26 protein-coding genes are annotated in these 26297 nt (G+C 65.7%); 16 read left to right on the top strand and 10 right to left on the bottom strand.

All coding sequences use genetic code 11. The features are described from left to right. Positions 1–45 precede the first annotated feature (45 nt). Positions 46–1224, top strand: coding sequence for a vWA domain-containing protein (locus tag AC1DQQ_RS07175; RefSeq protein WP_478044710.1), 1179 nt, complete (start codon positions 46–48; stop codon positions 1222–1224). A gap of 27 nt (positions 1225–1251) precedes the next feature. On the opposite strand, the gene AC1DQQ_RS07170 is transcribed toward AC1DQQ_RS07175, so the two are convergent. The 3 genes from AC1DQQ_RS07170 to AC1DQQ_RS07160 form a co-directional block, all read right to left on the bottom strand. After that, positions 1252–1464 carry a hypothetical protein gene (locus tag AC1DQQ_RS07170; protein ID WP_478029215.1) on the bottom strand — a complete coding sequence of 71 codons (213 nt, stop codon included), beginning with the start codon at positions 1462–1464 and terminating at the stop codon, positions 1252–1254. Positions 1465–1536: 72 nt separating this feature from the next. After that, positions 1537–2733 (bottom strand): exo-beta-N-acetylmuramidase NamZ family protein, encoded by a 1197-nt coding sequence (locus AC1DQQ_RS07165; RefSeq protein WP_478044709.1) that lies wholly within the window; start codon positions 2731–2733, stop codon positions 1537–1539. Further along, a complete protein-coding gene (locus tag AC1DQQ_RS07160) occupies positions 2730–3254 on the bottom strand; it encodes a DOMON-like domain-containing protein (protein WP_478029217.1) in 525 nt (174 codons plus the stop codon). The genes AC1DQQ_RS07165 and AC1DQQ_RS07160 overlap by 4 nt, the downstream gene beginning before the upstream one ends. 98 nt (positions 3255–3352) lie before the next feature. Here AC1DQQ_RS07160 and rimO point away from each other — a divergent pair, with 98 nt between their 5' ends. Both rimO and AC1DQQ_RS07150 read left to right on the top strand, forming a co-directional pair. Then, entirely contained in the window at positions 3353–4681 is a 1329-nt protein-coding gene (gene rimO, locus AC1DQQ_RS07155) for a 30S ribosomal protein S12 methylthiotransferase RimO (protein WP_478044708.1), read from the top strand. Positions 4682–4743: 62 nt separating this feature from the next. Further along, positions 4744–5745, top strand: coding sequence for a hypothetical protein (locus AC1DQQ_RS07150; RefSeq protein WP_478044707.1), 1002 nt, complete (start codon positions 4744–4746; stop codon positions 5743–5745). Here AC1DQQ_RS07150 and AC1DQQ_RS07145 read toward each other — a convergent pair. Continuing rightward, positions 5742–6584 carry a LysR family transcriptional regulator gene (locus tag AC1DQQ_RS07145; RefSeq protein ID WP_478044706.1) on the bottom strand — a complete coding sequence of 281 codons (843 nt, stop codon included), beginning with the start codon at positions 6582–6584 and terminating at the stop codon, positions 5742–5744. The genes AC1DQQ_RS07150 and AC1DQQ_RS07145 overlap by 4 nt on opposite strands. An 85-nt stretch (positions 6585–6669) precedes the next feature. Between AC1DQQ_RS07145 and AC1DQQ_RS07140 the strand changes: the two genes are divergently transcribed. The 3 genes from AC1DQQ_RS07140 to AC1DQQ_RS07130 are packed head-to-tail and all read left to right on the top strand — an operon-like array spanning position 6670 to position 10227. Further along, positions 6670–7329 (top strand): hypothetical protein, encoded by a 660-nt coding sequence (locus AC1DQQ_RS07140; protein ID WP_478044705.1) that lies wholly within the window; start codon positions 6670–6672, stop codon positions 7327–7329. A gap of 59 nt (positions 7330–7388) precedes the next feature. Continuing rightward, complete coding sequence (locus AC1DQQ_RS07135; RefSeq protein ID WP_478044704.1) at positions 7389–8792, top strand: serine hydrolase domain-containing protein; 1404 nt, start codon at positions 7389–7391, stop codon at positions 8790–8792. 46 nt (positions 8793–8838) lie between these two features. Then, complete coding sequence (locus AC1DQQ_RS07130; RefSeq protein ID WP_478029223.1) at positions 8839–10227, top strand: leucyl aminopeptidase family protein; 1389 nt, start codon at positions 8839–8841, stop codon at positions 10225–10227. Between the two features lie 134 nt (positions 10228–10361). On the opposite strand, the gene AC1DQQ_RS07125 is transcribed toward AC1DQQ_RS07130, so the two are convergent. The 3 genes from AC1DQQ_RS07125 to tpiA form a co-directional block, all read right to left on the bottom strand. Continuing rightward, positions 10362–10994 carry a DUF937 domain-containing protein gene (locus AC1DQQ_RS07125; RefSeq protein WP_478029224.1) on the bottom strand — a complete coding sequence of 211 codons (633 nt, stop codon included), beginning with the start codon at positions 10992–10994 and terminating at the stop codon, positions 10362–10364. Positions 10995–11059: 65 nt separating this feature from the next. Beyond that, the gene (locus AC1DQQ_RS07120) at positions 11060–11617 is read right to left on the bottom strand and encodes a cupin domain-containing protein (protein WP_478029225.1); all 558 of its coding nucleotides are present in this window, start codon (positions 11615–11617) and stop codon (positions 11060–11062) included. After that, positions 11614–12366, bottom strand: coding sequence for a triose-phosphate isomerase (gene tpiA / locus AC1DQQ_RS07115; protein WP_478044703.1), 753 nt, complete (start codon positions 12364–12366; stop codon positions 11614–11616). Before tpiA ends, AC1DQQ_RS07120 begins: the two co-directional genes overlap by 4 nt. A gap of 121 nt (positions 12367–12487) precedes the next feature. Here tpiA and AC1DQQ_RS07110 point away from each other — a divergent pair, with 121 nt between their 5' ends. Both AC1DQQ_RS07110 and AC1DQQ_RS07105 read left to right on the top strand, forming a co-directional pair. After that, on the top strand, positions 12488–14464 hold the full coding sequence (locus AC1DQQ_RS07110; RefSeq protein ID WP_478029227.1) for a peptidylprolyl isomerase: 1977 nt from the start codon (positions 12488–12490) through the stop codon (positions 14462–14464). A 4-nt stretch (positions 14465–14468) separates the two neighbouring features. Next, a complete protein-coding gene (locus AC1DQQ_RS07105) occupies positions 14469–15977 on the top strand; it encodes an anthranilate synthase component I family protein (RefSeq protein WP_478044702.1) in 1509 nt (502 codons plus the stop codon). 3 nt (positions 15978–15980) lie between these two features. On the opposite strand, the gene AC1DQQ_RS07100 is transcribed toward AC1DQQ_RS07105, so the two are convergent. After that, the gene (locus tag AC1DQQ_RS07100; RefSeq protein ID WP_478029229.1) at positions 15981–16403 is read right to left on the bottom strand and encodes a hypothetical protein; all 423 of its coding nucleotides are present in this window, start codon (positions 16401–16403) and stop codon (positions 15981–15983) included. A 143-nt stretch (positions 16404–16546) separates the two neighbouring features. Between AC1DQQ_RS07100 and AC1DQQ_RS07095 the strand changes: the two genes are divergently transcribed. The 4 genes from AC1DQQ_RS07095 to moaC all read left to right on the top strand — a co-directional run bounded on the left by AC1DQQ_RS07095 (position 16547) and on the right by moaC (position 19532). Next, a complete protein-coding gene (locus tag AC1DQQ_RS07095) occupies positions 16547–17131 on the top strand; it encodes an anthranilate synthase component II (protein ID WP_066824862.1) in 585 nt (194 codons plus the stop codon). Continuing rightward, positions 17128–18123: an anthranilate phosphoribosyltransferase gene (gene trpD / locus AC1DQQ_RS07090; protein WP_478029230.1), complete on the top strand. Its 996-nt coding sequence runs from the start codon at positions 17128–17130 to the stop codon at positions 18121–18123. The genes AC1DQQ_RS07095 and trpD overlap by 4 nt, the downstream gene beginning before the upstream one ends. After that, positions 18120–18908 carry an indole-3-glycerol phosphate synthase TrpC gene (gene trpC, locus AC1DQQ_RS07085; protein ID WP_478044701.1) on the top strand — a complete coding sequence of 263 codons (789 nt, stop codon included), beginning with the start codon at positions 18120–18122 and terminating at the stop codon, positions 18906–18908. The genes trpD and trpC overlap by 4 nt, the downstream gene beginning before the upstream one ends. 108 nt (positions 18909–19016) lie before the next feature. Next, the gene (gene moaC, locus AC1DQQ_RS07080) at positions 19017–19532 is read left to right on the top strand and encodes a cyclic pyranopterin monophosphate synthase MoaC (protein WP_478044700.1); all 516 of its coding nucleotides are present in this window, start codon (positions 19017–19019) and stop codon (positions 19530–19532) included. Here the strand turns inward: moaC and AC1DQQ_RS07075 are convergent. Next, positions 19529–19954 carry an Asp23/Gls24 family envelope stress response protein gene (locus AC1DQQ_RS07075; RefSeq protein WP_478044699.1) on the bottom strand — a complete coding sequence of 142 codons (426 nt, stop codon included), beginning with the start codon at positions 19952–19954 and terminating at the stop codon, positions 19529–19531. The genes moaC and AC1DQQ_RS07075 overlap by 4 nt on opposite strands. A 196-nt stretch (positions 19955–20150) precedes the next feature. Between AC1DQQ_RS07075 and AC1DQQ_RS07070 the strand changes: the two genes are divergently transcribed. From AC1DQQ_RS07070 to lexA, 3 genes are all read left to right on the top strand, one after another. Continuing rightward, complete coding sequence (locus AC1DQQ_RS07070) at positions 20151–20630, top strand: hypothetical protein (protein WP_478044698.1); 480 nt, start codon at positions 20151–20153, stop codon at positions 20628–20630. 62 nt (positions 20631–20692) lie between these two features. Next, complete coding sequence (locus tag AC1DQQ_RS07065; RefSeq protein WP_478044697.1) at positions 20693–21880, top strand: molybdopterin molybdotransferase MoeA; 1188 nt, start codon at positions 20693–20695, stop codon at positions 21878–21880. 56 nt (positions 21881–21936) lie between these two features. Next, positions 21937–22608, top strand: coding sequence for a transcriptional repressor LexA (gene lexA / locus AC1DQQ_RS07060; protein WP_478044696.1), 672 nt, complete (start codon positions 21937–21939; stop codon positions 22606–22608). Here lexA and AC1DQQ_RS07055 read toward each other — a convergent pair. Continuing rightward, positions 22499–24835, bottom strand: coding sequence for a ComEC/Rec2 family competence protein (locus AC1DQQ_RS07055; RefSeq protein ID WP_478044695.1), 2337 nt, complete (start codon positions 24833–24835; stop codon positions 22499–22501). The genes lexA and AC1DQQ_RS07055 overlap by 110 nt on opposite strands. A gap of 28 nt (positions 24836–24863) precedes the next feature. Between AC1DQQ_RS07055 and gltX the strand changes: the two genes are divergently transcribed. Next, positions 24864–26297: a glutamate--tRNA ligase gene (gltX, locus tag AC1DQQ_RS07050; RefSeq protein WP_478044694.1), complete on the top strand. Its 1434-nt coding sequence runs from the start codon at positions 24864–24866 to the stop codon at positions 26295–26297.

Here is a 26297-nt window from a genome sequence, read left to right as displayed (position 1 = left end):
CGGTGCTATTGAGTACAGACCCTTGGCTGCGTTAAGACCATACCCATGTTTCTGAACTTCCTCGACGAGCTTCGTGCCGCTGGCATTCCTGCGAGCATGAAGGAGCATCTCATCCTGCTCGAGGCGCTCGACAAGAACGTGATCGATCGCACGCCGGAGGATTTCTATTATCTCAGCCGCGCCGTGTACGTGAAGGACGAAGGCCTGCTCGATCGCTTCGACCAGGTGTTCGCCAAGGTCTTCAAGGGGATCGCCACAACTTATGGCACCCAGCCTGCGGAAATCCCCGCAGACTGGCTGAAGGCGATCGCCGAGAAATATCTCTCGCCCGAGGAAATGGAGCAGATCAAGTCGCTCGGCTCGTGGGACGAGATCATGGAAACGCTCAAGAAGCGTCTGGAGGAGCAGGAAAAGCGCCATCAGGGCGGCAACAAGTGGATCGGCACGGGCGGCACGAGTCCGTACGGCAATTCGGGCTACAATCCCGAAGGTGTGCGGATCGGCGGCGAATCCAAGCATGGCCGCGCGATCAAGGTGTGGGATCAGCGCGAGTTCAAGAATCTCGACAGCACGCGCGAGCTCGGTACCCGCAACATCAAGATCGCGCTCCGCCGCCTGCGCCGCTTCGCGCGCGAAGGCTCGGCCGACGAACTCGATCTCGACGCGACGATCGAGGGCACGGCGCGCCAGGGCTGGCTCGACATCCATATGCGCCCCGAGCGGCATAATGCGGTCAAATTGCTGCTGTTCCTCGACGTCGGCGGATCGATGGATCCCTGGGTCAAGCTCTGCGAAGAATTGTTCTCGGCGGCGACGTCAGAGTTCAAGAACATGGAGTTCTTCTATTTCCACAACTGCCCGTATGAAGGCGTGTGGAAGGACAATCGCCGCCGCTTCACCGAGCGCACGCCCACCTGGGACGTGCTTCATAAGTTTGGCCACGATTATAAGCTGGTGATCGTCGGTGACGGATCGATGAGCCCCTACGAGATCACGCACCCGGGCGGTTCGGTCGAACATTTCAACGAGGAATCGGGGGCGGTGTGGCTGCACCGGATGACGACCACTTACCCCGCCGCGGTCTGGCTCAACCCGATCAAGGAAGAGCAATGGGGCTATTCGCAATCGATCAAGATCGTCCGCGAGCTGATGAACGACCGCATGTACCCGCTGACGCTGGCGGGGCTTGATGACGCGATGCGCGAGCTGACGCGCAAAAGGTGAGGGTCAAGCTCTAGAAGAAGTCGAGCTTCAGCACGCCTCTAACTGCGTGAGTTTTTCCTGAAACTTCTCGGCGAGTTCGAGCCGTCGTGCGCGCGCTTCCGCTGTCACGGCGTTCTTCGCGGCGATGCGCTCCTGGGCGACCCGGCGCGCATAAAAACGAATATCTGATTCCATAGCTGCGATCCCGATCCCCGCGATTCGGTTATCCACAGACCATGTCACGCTGATGACGCGATGCATCCCTTTTGGGATCAAAGGGGAGCGACTCGCGATAGAATGCGGGTTTCGCGTCGTTTTCGGCCAATCCAACGGTCAATAGAGCAAATGCGGCCGCCGTACCTCCGCCCAAACAGCCTCATCGGGAACGGTCAGCGAATCGAGATCGCCCGGCAGGGCGGCCGCATCGTCGACCCATTCACGCAGGTCCGTGCCGCCATTGATGACGTCGATCGCCAGTTTGTCGAAGACATATTCATAGGCGAAATCGCGCCATAGGTCGTAGTCGCCATAAATCGTGCGAACCGCCTTGAACGCCAGCGCCTGAAGCCGCCACGGGCGAAACGCGTCATGGTCATAGGCAGCGCCCTCGGCATGGATGAACACGCCGTTGCACAACCGCCCGACATGCTTGTGAAAGGTCGGCTGGAACCAGAGATCGCGCAGCGTGCAGCCGTCGAGCCATCGCGGCGCGATCCGCCTCATCTCGGCGATGACCGCGCGCGCGTCGATATCGGGGGCGCCGAACAGTTCGAGCGGGCGCGTCGTCCCGCGTCCCTCGCTCAAATTCGTGCCTTCGAGCATCACCGTCCCGGCATAAGCGCGCGCCATATTGATGTTGGCGGCATTGGGACTGGGATTGATCCAGGGGCGTTCGGGCGGCCAGCCGAAGCCGGGCGCCGCGTCGGGTTGCCATCCCTCCATCGCGATCACCCGATAATCGACGTCGAGCTTGTAATGATCGATGAACCAATGCCCCATCTCGCCCAGGGTCATGCCGTGCCGCATCGGCATCGGCCCCGCGCCGACAAAGCTTTCCCAACCGGGGCGCAAGGTTAGCCCTTCGATCGGCCGTCCCGCGGGGTTGGGTCGATCGAGCACCCACACCGACTTGCCGTGCGCCGCCGCCGCTTCGAGCACGTAGAGCAATGTCGTGACGAAGGTATAGATGCGGCAGCCGACGTCCTGAAGGTCGATCAGAATCGTGTCGAACGTGCCCATCGACTGGCCGGTCGGACGCCGCACTTCGCCGTACAGACTGAACACCGGCATGCCGTAGCTCGGATCGGTGAAGTCGGGCGACTCCATCATATTATCCTGCAGATCGCCGCGCACACCGTGCTGCGGACCGAACACCGCAGAGACGTTGAGCCCCGTCGCGACCAATGCGTCGATCGAATGCGTCAGGTCCGCGGTGACCGAGGCCGGGTGTGCGAGCAACGCGACGCGCTTGCCTTCGAGCGGTTTCCTCAGGTCTGGCTCGTCGAGGAGCCGGTCGATACCGAATTTCATGCGCGATCAGGTGCCGGGAGCCGCGCGACAAAGCAATCCGCGTTGTGAAAATCGGGCGGCCCGGCGGGGTGTTCCAGCGCCCAAAAGCTCTTCGACCCGTCGACCGCTTCGATCACGGCGGTAAGGCCGAGCCGCCAGTCCATGTCGGCGATATCGCCCAGGTCAATCCTGGCGGTGAGCGCGGGCGATCGCCATGACAGATCGGGAACCGCCGCAGCGTTGCGCATGCCGACGCGGTGCCCATCGAAGTGATAGGTCGCCCAGCGCCCCGAGGGCGACAGGTTGAGCTCGGTATAGCCCGCCTCCCCCGTCGGCTGGACGAACGCTTCTAAACAGGTGTGCGTCCATAATTCATCGGTCCGAGCCGATGCCATCGGCTCGGGCCAGAGGACGCGATCCAGCGCACCTTCAACCGAGTAGCGCAAGGACAGACGAGCGCCATCACGGGCGATCGCGACGTTGATCGCGATGACTGCCGTGCTCTTGAAATCGGGATGCGGCCGCAGCCAATAATCGGGCAAATCGACCTCTCTCGCTCAGTAGCGCTCGACGGCGAAGGATAGGCGCGCAGCCCTACCCTGTTCAAGCGGCGTCAAAACGCTTATGTGCGCGCGCAATCATGGCAACCAAACTTCCCGAACCGCCCCGCGTGGGTATGGTGTCCTTGGGCTGTCCCAAGAACCTGGTCGACAGCGAGCGCATCCTGACCAAGCTGCGGTCGGACGGCTATCAGCTGTCGCCCGATTATGCCGGCGCGGACGTCGTGCTGGTCAATACCTGCGGCTTTCTCGACTCCGCCAAGGAGGAAAGCCTGGAGGCTATCGGCGAGGCGATCGCCGAGAATGGCCGGGTCATCGTCACTGGCTGCATGGGCAAGGAAGCCCAGGTCATCCGCGACCGCTTCCCGGCCGTGCTCGCGATCACCGGCGCGCATGAATATGAGCAGGTCGTCGGCGCGGTGCACGAGGCGGCGCCGATGCCGCCCAACGCGTTCCTCAACCTTGTGCCCGAAAGCGGGCTCAAGCTGACCCCGCGCCATTACAGCTATCTGAAGATTTCGGAGGGCTGCAACCACCGCTGCGCTTTCTGTATCATCCCGAGCTTGCGCGGCGACCTGGTCAGCCGCCGCCCCGACGCGATCCTGCGCGAGGCCGAGAAACTGGTCGAGGCAGGCACCAAAGAGCTGCTGGTCATTAGCCAGGATACGTCGGCCTATGGCGTCGACATCAAGCACCATCCGCGGATGTGGCACGGCAACGAAGTCCGTGCGCATATGACCGACCTGGCGCGCGAACTCGGCAAGATCGCGCCCTGGGTGCGGCTCCACTATGTCTACCCCTATCCGCATGTCGACCAGGTCATCCCGCTGATGGCCGAGGGACTGGTGCTCCCCTATCTCGACATCCCGTTCCAGCATGCCAGCCGCAACGTGCTCAAGCTGATGCGCCGTCCGGCCAACGAGGCGAAGGTGCTCGAGCGGATCAAGTCGTGGAGGGAGATCGCGCCCGACATCGCGATCCGCTCGACCTTTGTGGTCGGTTTTCCCGGCGAGACCGAAGAAGATTTCGACTATCTGCTCGACTGGCTCGACGAGGCCCAGCTCGAACGCGTCGGCGCGTTCCGCTTCGAACCGGTCGAAGGCGCGGCGGCGAATGCCCTGCCAAACCATGTTCCGGAAGAGGTCAAGGAAGAGCGTTACGCCCGAATCATGGAGAAGACCGCGGCGATCAGCGCGGCCAAGCTTCAGGCCAAGATCGGCCGCACACTGCCGGTGATCATCGACGCGGTCGACGAGGACGGCGGCGCCACAGGGCGCAGCCAGGCCGACGCGCCGGAGATCGACGGAGAGGTATTCCTGCGCGATGCCGGTCACCTGACAGTCGGCGACATCACGCCGGTGCTCATCGAAGACGCCGACGAGCACGATTTGTTCGGTGTCCCCGCCTGATCTGTCCCGATCTCGGACAGCACTATTGCCAGACGCCGCGCGCCACCTAACAGAGTGGCGTCATGAAGATGTGGGCGATCGTTCTGGGGCTGGTCGTGGCGCTGATCGCGCCTGCCGCATCGGCGCAAATTGTATCCGCACCGCTGCAGAAGATCGTCACCCCGGTCGATCCGATGACGATGGCGACCGACGATTTCACCCGGCTCGCCAATCCGGCGATCTGGGACGGGCTGTCGGTCAATCGGATCGAATTCCGTGAGGATCGCGCCTTTTGGCGGCTCTATCGTATCGTCAATCTGCGCCATCCCGGCGGGCCATTATGGTTCGTACCGCACGATAACGAGAATGCCGCGTTCCAGGCTGCGGTCTTTGCCGTGCGATCCTATGGCGGCGTGGTGATTGCGATCGAAGAAGCGCGCTCGATCGATGGGCCGGACAGCCGGATGAATCCCGACGTCGCTTATGGCCGGTCGATCGACCCCAACCGCAATTTCCGCGACGATACGCCCAGTTACGCCGCGACGGTGCTGGCGGATCTCGGCAGTCCGACGCGGCTGATCGTGGCGCTGCACACCAACGAGCCCGGCTATAGCGCCTCGGAGTCGACCTGCACGCCACCCGATGCGGGCTACACCGGCAAGGGCGAGATTTCGGTGCTGTTGTGCAGCGACCTCTATTCGCCGCGTCCATCGATCCGTGCGGCTTGGCCGTATGATGACACCGACAGCGTGGCGATCGTCTCCTATCTTGGCGACCGCAGCCCGGCGAGCGGGTTCTGCGCGCGGCCGCTGTCCGACGCCGACATGAACATCATGTACGAGCACGTCGTGACCAGCGACGGATCGCTGTCGAATTATGCGCTGTTCCGCGGCCTGCCTTACGTGAATCTGGAGACGCAGGATCGCGGCACCGACCCCATCGGGCTCGGCAATGCGCGGTCGCGGCTGCTGGCGATGATCGGCACAGTGATGGCGCGCTGCGCGCCGGTCGAAGGCATCGCGCTACGACCGCCGGCACCGCCAGTCCGCACGCAAGAACCCGTTAGGCGCAAGAAACGCCGTTAGGCGAGCAATTCCCGGATCTGCGCTGCCTCAGGCGAAGTCAGCGCGCCTCCGATCCCGCAAAGGTATAGCGTGTTGGGCGCCCGTCCCGCTTTTGCCGGCTCAAGCCCGGCCGCAAGGCAGGCATCGAGCGGCGCGATCGTCGCACCGCGCCCGGCGCGGACGCTGATCAGCGCCTCTTCGAGTTCGGTGCAATGGTCGTGACGGATCAGCGACGCCGGTTGGCGGCCGAACACGCGGTCGAACCAATGGCCGAACACATAGTCATATTCGTCATAGGTGATGAAACGCAGCCGCTCGATCGCATGGAGACTGCCGACATCGCCGATGGCGCCCACCAGCACCGCTTCTTCGCCCGCCAATTCGACCGATTCGACCGGTACCGCAGTCACCGCGCGATAGGTCACGGCCAGATCGATCTCCCCTGCCAGCAACACCGCGAGCAGGTCTTCGTGCGATCCGGTGCGAAACAGGATCGGCCGCGCATCCGGCATGCTCGCGAACAGAAGTGGCGCGAGCCGGTAGCGGCCGAACCCAGTCACCGCACCGACCCTGAGCGGTGTGACGAACCCGTCGTCGCGGTTGAGATAGACGCGCACCCTGTCGATCTCGTCGAGCGCGCGGCCAATCGTATCGAACAGCACCCTTCCCTGTGGAGTCAGCCGAAGTGCTCGGCCCGATCGCTCCATCAGCGTCACGCCGACATCGCGCTCGAATCGGCGAAGGTCGGCATGGACCGCGGGCGCCGATTTCCCGATCGCCCGTGCCGCTGCGGCGATCCCGCCGGCCCGCGCGACCGCGTGGAATATTGCCGCCCGCCGCAAGTCCGCACCCTCAAACATTCTGTCTAACCTAACGATTATCTCCTAGCTTTCGAATTACGGAATTACCGGGACAAGTCTACATTGCGAGTGAAGGAGAAATCCGATGCTCGTCCGACTGTCGCTCGCCTGTCTGCCGATTGCCGTCCCCGCCGTCGCGGCCGCGCAATCGGGCGGCACCGCCCATCTCTACGCTTACACGGTCAAGGACCGAGCCGCGTTCGAAGCCGGCTATCGTCAGCATTTGCGCTGGCATGCGGCTCATACCGACAAGCTCGCCTGGTTCGCCTGGTATGTGACGAACGGCGATCGCGCCGGCGCCTTTGTCGATGGGACGTTCGGGACGACACCCGACGGGCTGGCGGGTCGTCCCGATCCCGAGGGCGACGGCGCCGACTTCCGCGCCAATGCCGGGCCCTATGTCTCCGCGATCGGCGACGAAGGTTGGGAATTGTGGCGCGAAGCGAGCCGCACGACTCCGCTCGAACAGCGGCGACCGGGAGCATATCTGCACGTCTATGCGATTGCCGCGGACGATCCCGCCGCGTTCGAGGCCGCCATCGCCGCTCGGCGGCTGCAGGGCGCGACCTGGTATCGCAGCCTCGACGGAGCGCCCGGACGCTATCTGCTGATGCTCCCCGCGCGGTCGCCCGACGCTCCGGCGCCTATATCGCTGAGCGCCGGACCGATACGCACGCTGCGTGCCGAAACCTGGCGCTACGCCCCGCGCATGGCGCTCATGCCCGGTGTACCGCTGGCCCGCTGATTGCGCGCGGCGAATGGCAGCTTATAGCGAGCGGGCATTTCTTTCGGAGCCGCCCGCCGATGCGCTTTCTGCCGCTTGCCCTGCTTCTCGTCGCCACGCCAGCGCTCGCGCAGGATCTGACTCCCGCCGAAACCACTAAGGTCGACTCGATCGTCACCGACACGCTGGCGCGCAACGGCGTGCCGTCGGCATCGATCGCGATCGTGCGCGACGGCAAGATCGTGTTGGCCAAAGCCTATGGCAAACAGTCCGAGACGATCTCGACGCCGCGCAGCGACGCCCCGTATCAGATCGCCTCGATCTCCAAGCAATTCACCGCCACTGCGATCCTGATGCTGGAGGATGACGGCAAACTCAGCCTCGATGACACGGTGGCCAAGTGGCTGCCCGGCATCACCGATGGCGATAAGATCACCATCCGCCAGTTGCTCAGCCACACGTCCGGCCTGCAGGATTACTGGCCGCAGGATTACAGCTTCGCGGCGATGGAAAAGCCGATCACGCCGCAGCAGATCGTCGATCGTTGGGCGAAGAAGCCGCTCGATTTCGCGCCCGGCACACAATGGCAATATTCGAACACCGGCTATGTCGTCGCCGGGATGATCGTCGAAAAGGCCGCGGGCAAGCCGCTGCTCGCCTATCTGCAGGACAAGGTATTCAAGCCGCTGGGGATGAAAGTGATCGATCAGGATCTCGCGGTCGGCAAAGGCTTTCCGCAAGGCTATCATCGCTATGCGCTCGGCCCGGTGCGGGTCGAGAAGCCGGCGGCGCGGGGCTGGCTGTTCGCGGCGGGCGAACTCGCCATGTCGGCAAGCGATCTCGCCAAATGGGACATCGCCCGGCTCAACCGCAGCGTGATGCCCGCTGACGACTGGCAGGTGCAAGAAACCCCGATCCTGCTGACCAACGGCAAGTCGACCAATTACGGCCTGGGGGTCTTCACTGGCACCGCCAAGGGGCATCGCTACGTCGAACATAGCGGCGAGGCGGTCGGATTCCTGTCCGAGAATATCGTCTATCCCGATGACAAGGCCGCCGTCGTGGTGCTGGTCAATTCGGACTTCTCCGACGCCTTTACCGGCATTGCCGGCCAGATTTCCGAGCTGATTTTGCCACCTGCCACCGAGCCGGCTGCTGCCGGCGACGCCGAAACGGCGAAGACCGCGCAGGCGCGCGCGATTTTCGACCAGTTGCGCGCGGGCAAGCTCGATCGCGCGACGATGACAGAGGACGCCAATTACTATTTCGACGCGACGGCGATCGGCGATTATCGCGACAGCCTGGCCAAGCTCGGTGACCCGGCGTCGTTCACCTTGACGCGGCCCGCGCGGCTGCGCGGCGGGTTCGTCAACCGCAACTATACCGTAACCTATGCGAACGGCACCAAGCTGGCCGTGGTGACCTACGCCGAGCCCGACGGCGCCGGCCGCTACGAACAATTCATCGTGATGCCCGCCGAGTGACCGGCGCTCTCGACCAGATGATCCGCTTTCCCGACGAGACCGCCACATGACCGACTTCGCCGCCCTCCTCCAGCCCGATCGCGGCCAGTCCGCCCGCGCGATCGAGGTCGTCCATCCCGACGGGTTCGCCGATTGGCTGGCCGCGCAACCGCCGCGCGTGCGGGCGATGCTCACCGCTGCCCGGGCGACCGGTAAGGCTGGGAACAAGGCGATCCTTCCCGGCGAGGGCGCCGAGGATTGGTCGGTACTGCATGTCTGCGACGAAGCCGCGACGTCGCCATGGCGTATCGCGTCCCAGCCCGATTTCCTGCCCGAAGGTACGTATCGACTGAAGAGCGGCGATTTGGGTGCAGCGGGTCTCGGCTGGCTGCTCGCACAGCATCGCTTCGACAAATATACCAAGCCCGACAAGGACAGCGGGCCGCGCGTCCTGCTGACCAGCGATCCCGCGGCGATCGACGAAACGGTCAGGCTCGCGCAGGCGACCGCGTTGGTCCGCGACCTGGTCAATCTCGGCTCGTCCGACATGGGCCCGGCCGAGCTCGAGGCCGAAGCGGCGAAGCTCGCCAAGACGTTCGATGCGACGCTGACGGTCACGCGCGGCGATGCGCTGGCGACGGGCTATCCGATGATCGACGCAGTGGGCCGCGCCGCCGCCAAGCATCGCGCGCCGCGCTTGATCGAGATCGAATGGGGCAATCCCAAACATCCGCGCGTTGCCGTGCTCGGCAAGGGCGTGTGCTTCGATTCGGGCGGGCTCGACATCAAGCCGGCGAGCGGCATGCGGCTGATGAAGAAGGATATGGGCGGCGCGGCGCATGCGCTGGCGCTGGCCAATCTGATCATGGGCGCACGACTGCCCATTCGCATGCACGTGCTGATCCCCGCAGTCGAGAACGCGATTTCGGCCGATGCTTTCCGCCCGGGCGACGTGCTCAGGACGCGCAAGGGACTGACGGTCGAGAATACCAACACCGATGCCGAAGGGCGGCTGGTGCTCGGCGATGCGTTGACCAAGGCCGGCGAAGCGAAGCCCGAACTGGTGATCGACTATGCTACGCTGACCGGCGCGGCGCGCGTCGCGCTCGGTCCCGATCTGCCCGCCACCTTCATCAGCGACGAGGTGCTGGCCGCCGATCTGATCGAGGCGGGCACCACGGTCCACGACCCGTTGTGGCGGCTGCCGTTATGGGACGGCTATGACGAATATCTCAAGTCCGACATCGCCGATCTGATCAACGCCCCCGACAACGGCTATGCCGGCGCCGTCACCGCTGCCCTGTTCCTGCGCCGCTTCGCGCCCGAAGGTGTGCCCTGGGCGCATCTCGATACCTTCGCCTGGCGCCCGACCGCCAAGCCGGGACGTCCCAAGGGCGGCGATGCCCTGGGCGTGCGCGCAGCCTGGGCGATGCTCAAGAAACGCTACGGAGGCTAATGTCGTTTCTACGCTTCCCCGGCGAAGGCCGGGGTCCAGCGTCACCGCGACCAATTGGCTAGGCGGCACCTATCCAACATAAGGCGTTGCAACTGGCCCCCGCCTTCGCCGGGGAGGCGTGAATAGAGAATCCGTCAGGCCGGCCGCCCCCCGCCGCGCACCATGCCCAGGATATCGTCGAGCGGATTGCCGTCGTGATTGGCATCGAGCATCGATGCCAGCCCGCCGAGACTGCCGAAGATGCCGCCGGCCGGCGCCGCGGCGGGTGCCGCCGGGATAACGGGAGCAGCACTCCCGCCGCCGCCCGCGATCATCGACGTGAGGACGCTGGCGGCGATCCCGCCCATCACGCCACCGCCCATCTTCTTAGATACTTGTTGCGCGACCAGCCCGGCGACGATCGGCAGCATCGCCTTCATGATCGTGTCGCTGATCCCGGTTTGCGCCGAGGCGGCGGTCGCGACCGAGCGACTGACGTCCTTCGATCCGAAAATCTGGCCGAGCACGGCATTGCCGGCATCGGTGTCGGTTGCCGGCGATGTGGTCGCGCCGGCAATGTCGGCGACTGAGCCGAGCCCGCCGCCCTGTTCGACCTTCTTCAATCCGCCGAGGACCGCCGGCAACAAGGCGCCGACCGCCGCATTGGCCTGGTCGGGGGTCAGCCCGAATTGCTGCGCGAGCGCGCCGACATCGACTTGTGGTGCCGCGCCGGCGTCACCGCCGGTTGCGCCTGTCGCCTGCTGTAGAAGCTGTCCGAGAATATCCATTGCCGCGACTCCTTGAAGAGGAAGGTCACCAAGCTAGTTCGGATTCCGACGCAAACCTACCGCAATCAGGCGGTGGCGGAGCGTACCGCGTCGATCAATACGAAAGCAATGCGCGCAAGGTGGTCCGACCTGTTTTCCCACCCATGCGGCGTCCCGCGCTGGATCAGGATGTCGCCTGCGCGCAGGATCGTCTCGTCACGATCCATCACCGCGACGATCTCACCGTGCAGCACGATCGCGTAATCCACCGTATCGGTGGTGTGCATGCTCGCCGAGCGCGTGCTGCCTTCGTGGTGATCGGCATCGGGATAGAGCGCGGCGAACACCGCCTTGACCATCGCGGCGCGCTGTTCCGGCGTCGCGTCGCCGATCGGCGGGAAGTCGATCACGCGCAGCACGGTGCCGCTGCTCGGCGGCAGCACGCCGCGATGCTCGGCAATGTCATCTGGCGCGTCGATCGCGCCCGGTGCCGCATGCGTCCGCCACATATTGGTGCTGCGATAGGTCGAGCCGGGCAAGACGAACTCGGCTGGGCTGGCGCCGTCCTCGGCGATGTACGAGCGCCCGTCCGCGTCAATCGCGGTGACAACGCGGCGTGGCGCCGGTAGCGGCGTATCGCTCATGCTGACAGAGCCTTGGCGGCCTGGATGATCGGGACGAACTTGTCCGCGGTCAGGCTGGCGCCTCCGACCAGGGCGCCGTCGACATTGTCGAGCGCGAGGATCTCGCCGGCATTCGTTCCGGTCACCGATCCCCCGTAGAGAATCCGCACGTCGAGCGCCGGGTCGCCGATCATCTGGCGCAACTTGGCTCGCGCGATCGCATGCATCGCCGCGATCTCCTCCATCGTCGGCGTGCGGCCGGTACCGATCGCCCAGCGCGGCTCATAGGCAAGCGTCAGCCAGTCGGCACGCGCATCGCCGGGCAAGGATTTCTCGATCTGCGCTTGGACCACGCGTTCGGCGCGGCCCGCGTCACGCTCGGCCTGGGTTTCGCCGACGCAGAGGATGACGCCCAATCCGTGACGGTGCGCCGCCGAGGACTTCATATAGGCGTCGTGGCTAGTCTCGTGCTGGTCGCCGCGGCGTTCGGAATGGCCGACAATGGTGAAGACAGCACCGGCTTCCTTGACCATCGGGGCTGAGATGCAGCCAGTATGCGCGCCGCTATCCGCCTCGTGCACGTCCTCCGCCCCGATCGCGAGGGAAGGCAGGCGTGCATGCGCAGGCGCGATCAGGGTAGCCGGGACGGCAACCGCAACATCCACTCCCGGCGCCGCGGCGGCGGCGGCCGCGATGCCGTCGAGCTCGGCGAGCGTCGCCAGGCTGCCGTTCATTTTCCAATTGCCCGCGATCAGCTTGCGCCGTGTCATGTTTCCTCCCGCTTTCGCTCCCCGATAGCGCTCGCGGTGGCACGTGCAAGCGTTGCGCTTGATGCATGGCTCGGCGGACCCTAAAGCGGCGGCTCGTTTTCAGGACCAACGATCGGCCCCCATGCTCACTTTCATTCGCAAGATCATCTTTTCGCGCATCGGCGCGCTCGTCACGCTGATCATCGTCGGCCTGATCGGCGTGGCGTTCGGGCTGGGCGACGTCACCGGCCTGCGGTCGAACGCGCTGGGCGGGCAAAACGCCGCGACCGCCGCGACCGTTGGCAACGATACTGTCTCGGTGACCGATCTGCGCAATGCCACCGACGGCATGCTCAACATGTACCGCAATCAGGCGCCGCAGCTCACCATGGCGGAGTTCATCAGTCGCGGCGGATTCGATGGCCCGCTCGAAAGCCGGCTGACCTCGATGGCGATGGAGCAATTCGGCCACAGCCAGGGCATCCGCGTCGGTAAGTCGTTGATCGACAATCAGATCGCGAATATCCCCGGCGTCCGCGGGCTCGACGGCAAGTTCGACAAGGACAATTACAACCGCTTGCTGGCGATGCTGAAGTCCAACGACCAGCAATTCCACGATCAGATGGGCCACGACCTGATGACCCAATTGATGCTCGGTCCGATCGCGGCGAACGCGACCGACAAGCTGAAGGGTCCCGCGGGCGTCGCAACCTCCTACGCGTCGATGCTGCTCGAAAAGCGCAACGGCACCGTCGCCTTCGTCGATACCAAGAAAATGCCCGCCGGCGCGCCGGTCACCGACGCCGAAGCGAACGCATATTACACCCGCAACCTTGCGCGCTATACGATTCCCGAGCGCCGCTCGGCCCGCTATGCGCTGATCACGCTCGACGAGCTCAAGAAGCGCGCCACCCCGACCGACGACGAAATCGCCAAGGCCTATCAGGCGCAAAAGGCGAAGTTCGACGCGGGCGAGAACCGGTCGCTGAAGCAGGTCGTGTTGCAGGACCAGAAAGCGGCGGCCGATCTCGCGGCCAAAGTTCGCGCCGGCACGGCGATCGAGGCCGCGGCCAAGGCGCTGGGGCTTGAGGCCGCAGCGGTCAACGACGTCAACAAGACCGCTTATGCCGGCCAGGCGACGCCCGCTTTGGCCGACCAGGTGTTCGGCGCCGCGCAAGGGGCGGTGATCGGTCCGGTCAAGACGCCGCTCGGCTGGGTGGTCGCGCATCTCGACAAGATCACCAAGGTCGCGGGCAAAACGCTCGACCAGGCCAAGCCCGAGCTGGTCAAGGAACTCACCGACCAGAAACTGGCGGCCATTGCGCAGACCCTTCGCGACCAGATCGAGGATGCGATCACCAATCGCCAGACGCTCGATCAGATCGCAGCCAAGCTCAACCTGACCGTCCAGGCGACGACGCCGCTGACCGTCAATGGCACCGATCCGACAGCGGCGACTCCGGTCAAGCCCGATCCCAATCAGACGACGCTCTATCAGCTCGCCTTCCAGTCCGAGGCCGACGACGATCCCCAGTTGGTGCCGTACGGCCAGGACGGCAGCTTCGCGGTTGCCAAGCTCGACAAGGTCATTCCGGCCGCCCCACAGCCGCTGGCGACGATTGCCGACCAGGTGAAGAAGGACGTCGTCATCGACCGCCAGGTCAAGGCGGCGCGCGACGTCGCCAACGCGATCACCGGCAAAGTCAACAAAGGCGTCCCGCTCGCCCAGGCGATGGCCGAATCGGGCATCAAGCTCGATGCGACCAAGCCGATGTCGGCCAATCGCGCCCAGCTGTTCGCGACCAAGCAGCCGCCTGCCCCGCTCGTCTTGCTGTTCAGCAAGCCCAAGGGCAGCGCGTCGCTGGTCGAGGCGCCGTACAAGGGTGGCTGGTTCGTCATCGTCGTGGACTCGATCGACAAGGGCAATGCCGCCGGCAACGCCCAGTTGATCGACAAGATGCGCGGCGATCTCGGCGCGAGCATGGGCGACGAATATCGCCAGCAATTCGCCAGCGCTGTGCGCAACAAGGTCGGCGTAAAGAAGAACGACGCCGCAATTACCGCGCTGCGCCGCGACCTGCTCGGTCAGGGCAGCGACGGCGGCGACCAGCCGCAATAAGGCGATGATCGAAGGAGCCGATGCCGCGCTGACCGCGCTCGCGGCCGAACGTCCGGCCCTCGTCTGGCGGCGTCAGGTCGCTGACACCGAGACGCCGGTCGCCGCGGCACTCAAGCTGATCGAGCCCGGGCGGGGCGACTTTCTGCTCGAATCGGTCGAGGGCGGCGCGGTGCGCGGACGTCACAGCCTGTTGGGTCTCGCGCCCGATCTGGTGTTCCGCGCGGACGGCGAGCGCGCGGCGATCAACCGCCATTGGCTGACCGATCGCGCCGCGTTCGAGCCCTGCGCGGATCCCACGCTGGCGGCGTTCCGCTCACTCGTCGCCTCGTGCCGGATGGAAGACGTTCCGCCCGAACTGCCGCACGCGCTCGCCTGTCTGGTCGGCTATTTCGGCTATGAGACCGTTGGACTGGTCGAGGACTTGCCCCGCCCCGCAGATCCCGGGCTCGGCCTGCCCGATATGATCTTCGTGCGGCCGACCACGGTGCTGATCTTCGACCGGCTGGCCGATCAATTGTTTCTGGTTGCGCCGCTCTGGCCCGATAGCGGGCTCACGCCCGAGGCAGCGCTGGCTCTTGCCGAGGAGCGGATCGATGGCGTCGCCGCCAAGCTGGCGAACGCACCGATCCCGGCGGCGCCGCGCGGCGACCCGAGTGATGTCGCGCTGACCCCGGTGCTGCCGGACGGCGCGTATCGCGACATGGTATTGAAGGCGAAGGACTATATCGCGGCGGGCGATATCTTTCAGGTCGTCCTGGCGCAGCGTTTCACCGCGCCCTTCGCACTGCCACCGATCGAGCTCTACCGCGCGCTTCGCCGGGTCAACCCCTCGCCGTTCCTCTATTTCCTCGATTTGCCCGACTTCGCGCTGTCAGGCTCCAGTCCCGAAATCCTGGTGCGCGTGCGCGACGGTGAAGTGACGATCCGCCCGATCGCCGGCACGCGCCCGCGCGGCAAATCGGCGACCGAGGACGAAGAGAATCGCCGCTCGCTGCTCGCTGATCCCAAGGAACGGGCCGAGCATCTGATGCTGCTCGATCTCGGCCGCAACGACGCCGGCCGCGTCGCCTCGCCGGGCACGGTCAAGGTCACCGACAGCTATACGATCGAGATGTACAGCCATGTGATGCACATCGTGTCGAACGTGGTCGCCGAACTCGACGGCAGCAAGGACGCGGTCGACGCGCTGTTCGCGGGATTCCCCGCCGGGACGGTATCAGGCGCGCCCAAGGTTCGCGCTTGCCAGGTGATCGCCGAGCTCGAGCACGAGGCGCGCGGCGCTTATGCCGGCGGGGTCGGCTATTTCTCGCCCGACGGATCGATGGATTCGTGCATCGTGCTGAGGACGGCGGTGGTCAAGGACGGCGTCATGCATGTCCAGGCCGGTGCCGGCATCGTCGCCGACAGCGATCCGGTCTACGAACAGCGCGAGTGCGAGGCGAAAGCGGGCGCGCTGCTCGCCGCCGCCCGCGAGGCGATCGCCCGGGCGGGCGACGCTCGCTTTGGGCAATAGGCTCTACTGGTCGTCCGACTGGCCGTTGGCCTTGGCGCGGCGCTCGGCCGCCCAGGCCCGCGCTGCCGACCGCGCGCAGCCAGTTTGACCGCCCGACCCGACCGGCGAGCAGGTATCGGGCAGGCCCGCGGCCTCGCGGCTGGTCTGCTCATCGGCCGCAACGCGATTGACCCAACTCTGCCGCGCGGGCGGGATCGGTCCGGCGCCGCGCAGCGCCTTGGGGATGCGATAGGGATCGTCGACCGTCGTGCACACGACGATCTCGTCTCCGGTAGACGGCGGACATTTCTGGTCGGGTTCCACGACCACCGAGCGAATCCGTTTGACGGGCTGGCCGGTATCGGCCTGCTTATCGGACTTGTCCTGCGCCATTGCGCCCATGGGCACGGCAAGCAAGGCCAGGGCTGCGAACGCGGTACGGATCATCGGTGCGACCTTTCTTTGGGCACTTCAACGCCCCCCAGATAGGATCGATCCCGTATCATTCCAGCGCTTGGCAGGCCGAAACACGGCGAAACGAGGGCGCAACGACGATTGTCGCGGTGCAGCGAACGCGCTAGCGGGCGGCAATGATTTTGGTGATCGACAATTACGACAGCTTCACCTGGAACCTGGTCCATTATCTGATGGAACTCGGACAGGATGTTCAGGTCGTGCGCAACGACGCGTTGACCGCGCGCGACGCCTTGGCAAGCAACGCCGAGGCGTTCCTGATCTCGCCCGGCCCCTGCACGCCCAACGAAGCGGGAGTCAGCCTGGATCTGGTCGCCGCCGCCGCCGACGCCGGACGGCCGCTGCTCGGCGTGTGCCTGGGGCATCAGTCGATCGGCCAGCATTTCGGCGGGCATGTCGTTCGCGGCGGGCTGATGCACGGCAAGACGTCGGCGATCACCCATGACGGGACCGGGTTGTTCAAGGGCGTGCCCTCGCCATTCCAGGCGACCCGCTATCATTCGCTGGTGGTCGAGGATGTCCCGGCCGAACTGATCGTCAATGCCCGCGCCGAGGATGGCTTCGTGATGGGGTTCCGTCACGCAACCTTGCCAATCCATGGCGTGCAATTCCATCCCGAGAGCATCGCCACCGAACATGGGCATCAACTTCTCGCCAATTTCCTCGAGCTTGCCGGGCTGAAGGCGAAGGCGCTGGCGTGACCAGCTTTGTGCCGCTGCCCGATCCATCGGCTCCGTTGTCGCGCGAATCGGCGGCACAGGCATTCGCCGACATTCTCGACGCCAAGACGTCCGAAGACGCGATCGCCGAGTTCTTGATCGCACTGACCGACCGTGGCGAGACTAGCATCGAGATCGCCGAGGCCGCGCGTGCCCTGCGTGCCCGGCTGATCCCGATCGACGCGCCGACCAATGCGATCGACGTCTGCGGCACCGGCGGCGATGGCCATCACACGCTCAACGTCTCGACCGCCGTCAGCTTAGTGGTCGCTGCCAGCGGTGTACCCGTCGCCAAACACGGCAACCGTGCCGCCAGCTCCAAGGCAGGCGCCGCCGACACGCTGGAGGTGCTGGGGCTCGACATGGAACGTGCCGGGGCGCTCGCCCAGGCGACGCTCAACGATCTCGGCATCTGCTTCCTGTTCGCCGCCAACCATCATCCGGCGATGAAGCGCATCACCCCGATCCGCCGCCGGATCGGACGGCGCACGATCTTCAACCTGATGGGTCCGCTCGCCAACCCGGCGCACGTCACGCGCCAGCTGATCGGCATCGCGCGGCCCGATTACACCGACACCTATGCCGAGGCGCTCGAGCAGCTCGGCACCGAAGCGGCGCTCGTCGTCTCGGGCGAGGAAGGGTTGGACGAGGTGTCCGGCGCGGGCCCGACCGTCGCGGTCAGTGTCGGCCGATTGTCGTTGCCCGCGCATATCACCCCCGAGGATGCCGGCCTGCCGCGCCATCCAATCGCGGCGATCCATGGCGGCGATCCCGCCTATAACGCCGCGGCGCTGCGCCGATTGCTCCAGGGCGAGCACGGCGCGTATCGCGACGCGGTGCTGATCAACGCCGCTGCCGCGTTGGTCGTCGCAGGCGCCGCCGACACGCTCACCGAAGGAGCCGAGGAAGCTGCGGAGACGATCGACAAGGGTCTTGCCAACGCGCTGCTCGATTGCTGGATCGCCTATAAATGACCAATATCCTCGACCGTATCCTCGAAACCAAGCGCGCCGAAGTCGCCGCCAAGAAAGCGACCACGTCGCTCGCCAGCCTGGAAGCGATGATCAGCCGGCGCGACACGCCGCGCGGGTTCAGAAAGGCGCTCGACAAGAAGGCGAAGAGCGGCCCGGCGTTGATCGCCGAGGTCAAGAAAGCGAGCCCGTCCAAGGGTGTGATCCGTGAAGACTTCGATCCGCCGGCGCACGCGCTCGCCTATCTCAAGGGAGGTGCCACTTGCCTGTCGGTGCTGACCGACGAGCAATATTTCCAGGGCGACGATTCCTATCTCGCATTGATCCACGAGACCGTGCCGCTGCCGCTGCTGCGCAAGGACTTCATGATCGATCCGTGGCAGGCGCATGAAAGCCGTGCGCTCGGCGCCGACGCGATCCTGATCATCGTCGCCGCGCTCGACGATGCGCGGATGGCCGAGATCGAGGCCGCGGCGATCGATTGCGGGCTCGACGTTCTGGTCGAGGTCCATGACGAGAAGGAACTCGATCGCGCGCTCAAGCTCAAGTCGCGGCTGATCGGCGTGAACAATCGCGACCTGCGCGATTTCTCGATCAGCTTCGCTGGCACCTATGAATTGGTCGGCAAGGCGCCGGCTGGATGCACCTTCGTCGCCGAAAGCGGCCTCACCTCGCGCGCCGATCTCGAAGCCATGCGCGCGCACGGCGTCAATTGCTTCCTAGTCGGCGAGAGCCTGATGCGCGCGGAGAATATCGCGACGGCAACCAGGGAGTTGCTGGGCACCTGATCTCCCCTCCCGCTTGCGGGAGGGGAAGCTTGGGCCGGCCGTCCCCCGGACGGCCTGAAGCAAGCCGGGGGCTTGCTTCACCTAAGCTTGGGAGGGCATGTCTCGTTAATGCCCGAGGCAGACACCCCCTCCCCTAACCCCTCCCGCGAGCGGGAGGGAAATCTGACGCACCTCGACGACGCTGGCGCGGCGCGAATGGTCGACGTTTCCGGCAAGCTGGAAACCCAGCGCCGCGCGATCGCGACCGGACGCATATCGATGTCTCGTGAAGCGGCAGCCGCGATCGGCGCGGGCGACGTGCCGAAGGGCGACGTCCTCGCCGCCGCGAGGATCGCCGGCATCATGGCCGCCAAGCGCACCGGCGAGCTGATCCCGCTGTGCCACCCGCTGCCGATCACCAGCGCCGCCATTGACCTTTCGGTCGACAGCAACGGCGTGACCGCTACCGCAACGATCACCACTACCGGCCGCACAGGGGTCGAGATGGAGGCGATGACCGCCGTCTCGGTCGCGCTGCTGACGATCTACGACATGGCCAAAGCGATCGACAAGGCGATGACGATCGACTCGATCCGCTTGCTGTCAAAGACCGGTGGCAAGTCGGGCGACTGGCAGGCGCCCTAGTCGAGCGGCATCGTTATCGCGATCCAGGCGATATAGCCGGCCACCACGACGAACATCAGCCCGCAGCATCCGCCTTTGATGTCGCGTGGCGTGTCCTTCGCATCCGCCGCGCGCGCGCCGAAGAACTCGAGCCCGACCGAGAACAGGACCAGACCGCACAACCCCAATACCGCGCCCCAGAACAGGCGCCACAGCCAGCCGCCGATCCAGTTCAATGTCGCGCCATGCGCATCGAACCACGCGCTCAACTCGGACGGCGAGATGCCGAACATCCAGGCGACGGCGAAGACGATGCAGAGCAGAAAGAACAGGAACGTCCACAACGTCCCCGCGCTGCGGAACATCTGCCCCGAGCCGGCGAACGGCCAGACGATCCGCGCCAATGTCCAAAGCCACCGGAAAAAACCCGCGATGAAGCCCATCAGCCAAATCCCCCATCCTGTGTCATAGCACGAAAGGCCAGCCGGCCTGCTCTCCGAGACTCGCGGCAAATCGGGGTGACCGGCGGAAGCCCTGAACGACCGGACTATTCCGGAGGATCACAGCGTCTTGTCCGGCGTGCGTTGACCACCCGTCTCGCCAGGCTCACGCTTGCGTGCATTCCGAGGGGGGATGCCAATGAAAAAACTGTTTCTGCTGCCGCTTGCAGCATTGTTGATCGCGCCGGTTACGGCCGCCGCGCCCGCCGCCGATAGCGAACTGACCAAGCCGATTCGTCAGTTCATCGACGGCTTCAACACCGGCGACACCAAATCGGCTTATGCCGCTTACGTGCAGGGCGACGTGTCGATCATCGACGAATTCGCGCCGCACCTCTGGGTTGGCCCCAAGGCGCCGCAGCTATGGGCGGCCGATTACGACAAGCACGCGAAAGCAACCGGCGTATCCGACGGATCGGTCAAATATGGCGCCCCGACACGCCGCGAAATCGACGGTGCCAGGGCCTATGTCATCATTCCGACGGTCTATGCCTACCGGGAAAAGGGCGCGCGGATTGCCGAGGAAGGCGAGATGACCTTCGTGCTGTCAAAGGGCAAAGCGGGCTGGAAGATCAGGGCCTGGACCTGGTCGGGCGTCAAGCCGCATCCGGCGGGCTGACGGGGTTCGCCGCGCGGCGAACCGCTGGCGAAAGCGCCACGGGCTGTGGCATGGCGTCAAGGATGACCTCGCTGCTTCCCGTCGCCGATGCCCAGGCGCGCCTGTTCGCGATGGCACCACGCGTCGCGACCGAGCGTCTGCCACTGACCTCGGCAGCCGGGCGCTGGACCGCCGAGCCCGTCATCGCGCTGCGTGCACAGCCCGGCGCCGATTTGTCGTCGATGGATGGTTATGCGATCCGGTTCGACGACTTGCCCGGCCCCTGGCGCGTGATCGGCGAAAGCGCGGCGGGGCGCGCCTTTGGCGGTGCGACGGAGCGCGGCGAGGCGGTGCGGATATTCACGGGCGCGGCGATGCCCGCGGGCGCCGACAGCGTGCTTGTCCAGGAAGAGGCCGAGCGCGCCGGCGACACGCTGCTCCTCGCCGGCGAGGGACCACCGCGCCGCGGCATGAGCGTGCGGCGCAAGGGTCTCGATTTCGAGCGGGGCGCGGTGCTGATCGGCGCCGGTACGCGCCTGACACCCGCCGCCATCGCGCTCGCGGCGACCGGCGGGCATGGTGCGCTCAGCGTCAATCGCCGCCTGCGTATCGCCATCCTGGCAACGGGGGACGAGCTGATCGCGCCCGGCGCGGCCAGCGACGATCCGCTGGCGCTCCCCGAGGGTAACAGCGCGATGCTGGCGGCAATGCTCGCCGATCTGCCGGTCGATGTGACGGTGGCGGGGATCGTCCCCGACCAGCTCGACGCGCTGGTCGCGGCGTTCTCCGAGGCGCAGGCCGACATCATCGTCACGACCGGCGGGGCATCGGTCGGCGATCACGATCTGGTACGCCCAGCGCTCGAAGCGGCGGGCGGAGAGGTGGATTTCTGGCGCATCGCGATCCGGCCGGGCAAGCCGATGCTCGCGGGACGCCTGGGCGAGGCGATAATGCTGGGCCTGCCGGGTAACCCGGTTTCGGCGTTCGTCACCGCCACCCTATTCCTGCGTCCGTTGATCGCCGCGATGGCCGGCGCGGCCGATCCGTTGCCGCGCATGCTCCGCGCGGGACTCGCCGACCCGCTTCCCGCCAACGACCACCGCCAGGATTATCTGCGCGGAACGTTAGTCGGCGGCCGCGTCTCCGCCGCCGCCATGCAGGACAGTTCGATGCTCGCAACACTCGCGCGCGCGTCGTGTCTGATCGTCCGCCCGCCACACGCGCCGCACGCCGACATCGGCGATACCGTGGACATCCTGCCGCTCGCTTGACTTGATCCGCAACGTTCCGTAAAAGTTCCACGTCTGTTCTGGACGGAGGAACGTCGATGCTCACCAAGAAGCAGCATGAGCTGATCTGCTTCATCAACGATCGCTTGAACGAAACCGGCGTGTCGCCGTCGTTCGAGGAGATGAAGGAGGCGCTCGACCTCAAGTCGAAATCGGGCGTGCATCGCCTGATCTCGGCGCTCGAGGAGCGGCAGTTCCTGCGCCGACTGCCCAATCGGGCACGCGCCCTCGAAGTGCTCAAGATGCCTGAGCGTGCCGACAGCAAGCGTGCCGTACCCGCGCAGCCCAAGCCTAACAATTTCCGCCCCGCCCCCGAACCCGCCAACGACGTGATCGAGATCCCGCTGCACGGCCGGATCGCGGCCGGCGTGCCGATCGAGGCGTTCGAAGGATCGTCGATGCTTCCCGTTCCCGCTGCCTTGCTCGGCAGCGGCGAACATTATGCCTTGGAAGTCGCCGGTGACTCGATGGTCGAAGCCGGCATCCTCGATGGCGATTATGCGCTGATCCGCCGAACCGACGTGGCGCGCGATGGAGAGATCGTGGTCGCGTTGATCGAGGAAAGCGAAGCGACACTCAAATATTTCCGCCGCGAAGGTGCTATGGTGCGGCTCGATCCGGCCAATCGCGCTTACGATCCGCAGCGTTACGCTCCTCAGCAGGTGCGGATCCAGGGCCGCCTCGCCGGCCTGTTGCGCCGTTACGATTAGAACGCGAACCCGACATAACCCAAGGGTGACGATCACCAGGCTGGCGGACGGTGACGATCCGTCCGCTGGCCAGGCTGATCGCCATTCCGCCAGTGCGGCGCAGGAACGGCGCATCGAGCTTGAGCCAAATCGGCCGGCACGCTGAGGGCAACCGCCGGTCGCTGACGACGATGTCCGCCGCGCGGCACGCGGCGATCAACTGGTCGGACGGCAATTGGTACAGGCTGCGTGTCGCCAGCACGCGGAATATCCGTCCTCCGGATTGCACCAGAGCGAGGCAGGCGTCCGGCGTGCATTGAGCGAAGGGCTGATCGGACAGCAGCATCGCCTCCCCATCCACCCCGGCATTCTGAGTCATCGTGTCGCGCGTATAATCCCCTGCCTTGTCGCGCAGGATCGCGACGCCGCCATTGGGCGTGCGCACCGCGAGATGCTGGCCGTCGCCCGAGATCAGCAGATCGGGGGCCGGGATCGCCAGCGCCCAGACCGCGCCCATCGCCACCGGCGCAAGACCGGCAAGACGGATCCGCGAGCGCCACAGCATCAACCATAGCAACCCCAGGATCATCAGCCCGAACGCGCCGGCCGGCATGCCGGGCAGCATCGCCACCGATCCCGGTGCCTTGGCCGCGGTACGCGCGATCCACAGCAAGAGGTTGAGCGCGTGCGTGGTCACCCACCAGAAAGGTGCGCCCAGGCCGATCGCATCGCCCGCCAGCGCCAGCGCCTCGGCCGGCATGATGACGAAGGTGGTCAGCGGGATCGCGACGATATTGGCGACGACGCCATACATGCCCTCTTTGTGGAAATGGTACAGCGCGATCGGCGCCAGCGCGGCTTCGATCACCAGGCCGGTCAGCAGCAACGATCCGATTTCGCGCGCGATACGGCGCCACCAGGCCTCGTCGCGTTTCTCGAATAATTGCTTGACGCGCGGTTGCTCGTGGAACGCGATCAGCGATCCGACCGCGGCGAAGCTGAGCTGGAAGCTCGGCCCCGCCAGCGCCTCGGGCCAGAGTAGCAGGACGATGAAGGCGCCGGCCGCGACCAGCCGCAAGGTGATCGCCTCGCGGCCCATGGCAAGCGCCGCCAACACCAGCAACGCGGCGATGCACGATCGCGCGGTCGGAACCTGGCTGCCCGTAAGCAGAGTGTATCCAATCGCCGCGACCGCACCGGCCCCCGCAGCGACCACCGGGATCCGCACCCGCAGCGCCAGCCATGGCCATAAGGCGAGCAGTCGCGTGACCGCCCAGATCGTCGCGACGACCACTGCGGTAATATGCAGACCACTCACTGACAGGAGATGCGCGAGCCCCGACCGCCGCATCGCGTCGGCATCGTCCAGCGAGATCGCGCCCTCGTCGCCCGCGGCCAGCGCGGCGGCGATCCCGCCCGCGCTACCTTCGGCCTTGCTCTGGATATGCGCCGCCAGTGCCGCGCGCAGGCCGTTCGACTCCTTGCCCGGCGCGAGCACCTTGACCGGCGCGTTTCCCTTGCCCGTCGCGCCAAGACCCGCGAACCACGCCACTTGCCGAAAATCGTAAGCGCCGGGCACCGTCGCTTCGTTGGGCGGCATCAGCCGGGTCTGCAGCTTGATGATCGCGCCAGGTCCAAGGCCGGCAGGCACGTCCGTATTCGCGATATTCACTCGCACGTGCGGCGGCAGCACGAGCGGCGGCCTCGGCCGATCGTGGCATCGCCGCCCTCCGCCACCATAAGGCGCGCCGCCTTCCCTGCTGCAGTTCGGGCGTTTCGGGCTGGCGACCGCCTGCGCAGCGATCGGCGTCAAGCTCACCCGGACAAGGTCGCGGGCCGGCAGCGGCTCGATACCCTCGACCCGCCCGGTCAGCATGACGATCGCCGGCCGTGCCAGGACAGGTTGTGCGACATAGGTAGCGCGCCACCAAGCCAGCCCGAGCCCCATGGCCGCCAGGGCGGCCGCCAATGCCACCGCGCGGCTGGCACGTCCGCCTCGCCCGATCGCGATCGCTGCCAGCGCGATGCCGGCCAGCGCGAGCATGGCGGCGGTCCATTGCATCGGATCGTCGAGCACGAACCACAAAGCAATGCCGCCGCCCAAGGCCACCGGCAGCCATAACGGGAGTTGATCGCGTTCCGCTTCCAACCCATGTTCGAGTGCATGGCGCGCACGCGTACATCGTGCCGCCAGCGTTTGAAGCGGTCGGAACCGCGTGCTAGGGCGCGCGGCGGCGACGGTCGCCATCAGTCATCCAGCCTGGGAGCATGCGCGGTTGAGCGCCAGTTCTGACTCCGGGGCGCCCGCAGGCGCACCCGTCACCAACGTCGTCACCCGGTTCGCGCCTTCGCCGACCGGCTTTCTGCATATTGGCGGCGCGCGCACCGCGTTGTTCAATCTGCTGTTCGCGCGACACCACGGGGGCAAGTTCCTCCTGCGCATCGAGGATACCGATCGCGCGCGATCGACGCAGCCCGCAATCGACGCCATTTTGGCGGGAATGCGCTGGCTCGACCTAGAATGGGACGGGCCCGAAATCTATCAATTCTCGCGCGCCGCTCGCCATGCCGAGGTCGCCTATGAAATGGTCGAAAAGGGAGCGGCCTATCGCTGCTACCTCACCCAGGACGAGCTCGCCCAGATGCGCGCCGAGGCGGAAGCGGCGAAGAAGCCGCTCCGGATCCGCTCGCCGTGGCGCGATCGCATGCCCAACGACCCGCAGGCGCCGCACGTCATCCGCCTGAAGGCGCCGATAGAGGGAGCGACGACGATCCACGATCGCGTCCAGGGCGAGGTCACCGTCCAGAACAGCGAGATCGACGATCTCGTCCTGCTGCGGTCGGACGGTACGCCCACCTATATGCTGGCGGTGGTGGTCGACGATCACGACATGGGCGTGACTCACGTCATCCGCGGCGACGACCATCTCAACAACGCATTTCGCCAGTTGCCGATCTATCGCGCGATGGGCTGGCCGGAACCGGTCTATGCCCATATCCCACTGATTCACGGATCGGATGGCGCCAAACTGTCTAAGCGCCATGGCGCACTGGGCGTCGACGCCTATCGCGACGAGATGGGCCTGCTGCCCGAAGCGGTCGACAATTACCTGTTGCGGCTTGGCTGGGGGCATGGCGATGACGAGATCATCAGCCGCGCCCAGGCGATCGAATGGTTCGACCTCGACGGCGTCGGAAAATCACCAAGTCGGTTCGATTTGAAGAAGCTCGAGAACCTGAACGGCCATTATATCCGCGAGGCAGATGATGCTCGTCTCGCCGACCTCGTCGCCCCGCGAATCCCGCTGGAATTGACCCCGCCGCAGCGCGAACTGTTGCGCCGCACCATGCCGTTTCTCAAGCCGCGCGCCGCCAACCTGATTGAGTTGGCCGAGGGCAGCATGTTCCTTTTCCACGCCCGACCGCTGCCGATGGACGCAGATGCAGCATTGCTGCTTCAGGGTGAGGCACCCACCTTGCTCGCGCGCCTTCACACGGCGCTTGACGCCGTCGTGGACTGGGATACGGAGGCGCTCGAAAACGCGGTTCGGCAAGTCGCCGAAGACGCCGGGGTCAAGCTCGGCCAGGTCGCGCAGCCGCTTCGCGCGGCGCTGACCGGCAAGCGCACTTCCCCCGGCATTTTCGACGTACTCGCCGTCCTCGGCCGCGAAGAAAGCCTGGGCCGCATATCCGACCGGATGGCAGCCTGA

It is taken from the genome of Sphingomonas sp. P4_G3 (assembly GCF_056401105.1).
Note: the sequence above shows the minus strand (reverse complement) of the source record. Positions and strands in the feature narration are given on the sequence as shown.

Coding starts and splice junctions, on each gene's coding strand:
- AC1DQQ_RS07135 (WP_478044704.1), top strand. CDS start 7,389: ATGCGCTTTCTGCCGCTTGCCCTGCTTCTCGTCGCCACGCCAGCGCTC.
- AC1DQQ_RS07175 (WP_478044710.1), top strand. CDS start 46: ATGTTTCTGAACTTCCTCGACGAGCTTCGTGCCGCTGGCATTCCTGCG.
- AC1DQQ_RS07150 (WP_478044707.1), top strand. CDS start 4,744: ATGAAGATGTGGGCGATCGTTCTGGGGCTGGTCGTGGCGCTGATCGCG.
- AC1DQQ_RS07070 (WP_478044698.1), top strand. CDS start 20,151: ATGAAAAAACTGTTTCTGCTGCCGCTTGCAGCATTGTTGATCGCGCCG.
- AC1DQQ_RS07100 (WP_478029229.1), bottom strand. CDS start 16,403: ATGATCCGTACCGCGTTCGCAGCCCTGGCCTTGCTTGCCGTGCCCATG.
- AC1DQQ_RS07145 (WP_478044706.1), bottom strand. CDS start 6,584: ATGTTTGAGGGTGCGGACTTGCGGCGGGCGGCAATATTCCACGCGGTC.
- AC1DQQ_RS07170 (WP_478029215.1), bottom strand. CDS start 1,464: ATGCATCGCGTCATCAGCGTGACATGGTCTGTGGATAACCGAATCGCG.
- AC1DQQ_RS07140 (WP_478044705.1), top strand. CDS start 6,670: ATGCTCGTCCGACTGTCGCTCGCCTGTCTGCCGATTGCCGTCCCCGCC.
- AC1DQQ_RS07105 (WP_478044702.1), top strand. CDS start 14,469: ATGATCGAAGGAGCCGATGCCGCGCTGACCGCGCTCGCGGCCGAACGT.
- AC1DQQ_RS07125 (WP_478029224.1), bottom strand. CDS start 10,994: ATGGATATTCTCGGACAGCTTCTACAGCAGGCGACAGGCGCAACCGGC.
- AC1DQQ_RS07055 (WP_478044695.1), bottom strand. CDS start 24,835: ATGGCGACCGTCGCCGCCGCGCGCCCTAGCACGCGGTTCCGACCGCTT.
- AC1DQQ_RS07130 (WP_478029223.1), top strand. CDS start 8,839: ATGACCGACTTCGCCGCCCTCCTCCAGCCCGATCGCGGCCAGTCCGCC.
- rimO (WP_478044708.1), top strand. CDS start 3,353: ATGGCAACCAAACTTCCCGAACCGCCCCGCGTGGGTATGGTGTCCTTG.
- moaC (WP_478044700.1), top strand. CDS start 19,017: ATGCCCGAGGCAGACACCCCCTCCCCTAACCCCTCCCGCGAGCGGGAG.
- lexA (WP_478044696.1), top strand. CDS start 21,937: ATGCTCACCAAGAAGCAGCATGAGCTGATCTGCTTCATCAACGATCGC.
- AC1DQQ_RS07075 (WP_478044699.1), bottom strand. CDS start 19,954: ATGGGCTTCATCGCGGGTTTTTTCCGGTGGCTTTGGACATTGGCGCGG.
- trpC (WP_478044701.1), top strand. CDS start 18,120: ATGACCAATATCCTCGACCGTATCCTCGAAACCAAGCGCGCCGAAGTC.
- AC1DQQ_RS07120 (WP_478029225.1), bottom strand. CDS start 11,617: ATGAGCGATACGCCGCTACCGGCGCCACGCCGCGTTGTCACCGCGATT.
- tpiA (WP_478044703.1), bottom strand. CDS start 12,366: ATGACACGGCGCAAGCTGATCGCGGGCAATTGGAAAATGAACGGCAGC.
- AC1DQQ_RS07110 (WP_478029227.1), top strand. CDS start 12,488: ATGCTCACTTTCATTCGCAAGATCATCTTTTCGCGCATCGGCGCGCTC.
- AC1DQQ_RS07065 (WP_478044697.1), top strand. CDS start 20,693: ATGACCTCGCTGCTTCCCGTCGCCGATGCCCAGGCGCGCCTGTTCGCG.
- AC1DQQ_RS07165 (WP_478044709.1), bottom strand. CDS start 2,733: ATGAAATTCGGTATCGACCGGCTCCTCGACGAGCCAGACCTGAGGAAA.
- AC1DQQ_RS07095 (WP_066824862.1), top strand. CDS start 16,547: ATGATTTTGGTGATCGACAATTACGACAGCTTCACCTGGAACCTGGTC.